Annotated in this window: 1 pseudogene; it reads left to right on the forward strand. The window is 40.6% G+C overall.

Going from position 1 to position 870, the window contains the following annotated elements:
- Window positions 1-462: 462 nt before the first annotated feature.
- Window positions 463-870, forward strand: a pseudogene (locus R7Z77_RS24670) (GGDEF domain-containing protein); the annotation flags it as partial.

Consider the following 870-nt stretch of genomic DNA (forward strand, 5'->3'; position numbering starts at 1 on the left):
ACTTACATACCGGCCCCTATTTCAACTATGGGTAACTTCATATCTGATTTCAAACTTCAGATACAAAAAAGCCGGTGATGAAATATCACCGGCGGTCTCTTGTCTTTACTCAGATGTAATACAACCTACGCATTTTCCAGCTTAGCTGTGCACGTATTTCCACATCTGATGAAGATAATTTATGACTCCGAGCAACACTTCATCGCGTTTTATGCACGGAGTTCAGCCTTCTTACGAAGTTTTTAAACAAGAGATATAACATGAATTTTTGTCTCAAAAACATACAGGCAAGAGCCTACACCCGCACGAAACAAAGTGCTATAAAAATTTCACTCAAACAGCTCAAAAGCTAACACACACAGATTAGCTGAATCGATAAACCATTATGTGATCCATATTGATTGTGTCATCAATACAAACCTATATAATCGGCTACTTGCCGAGAAGAAGGAAAGTAACCACATGATTGATAAAGAAAGGGAAGCATGGTTAGAAGCCATTTTAAACACCCTACCTGATCATGTGTTTATCCTAGACGAAAGCGGGCGCTATATTGAAAGCTTTGGTGGAACCCACCACTCCAAAACGTTCAACGCAAAACGCTACACTGGCTTACAGCTTAGCGATGTCCTTTCCCCGACCAAAGCAGACGAACTCATGGGGTTCATTTTTGACGTTATGCAAGATAACGAAACGAAAGTCGTGAAATACAACCTTTCTCTGCATGATCACCTACTCCTGCCTATAGAAGAGCTAGAAGCGTTGGAAAATCCAGAAGAAATGTGGTTTGAGGCAATTATAAAACCAGTTAACGCTCCTGAAAATGCAAACAAACTGGTGATCTGGTCTGTACGTGATATCACCAAGACT

The sequence above is a fragment of the Vibrio sp. 1401 genome (assembly GCF_033340295.1).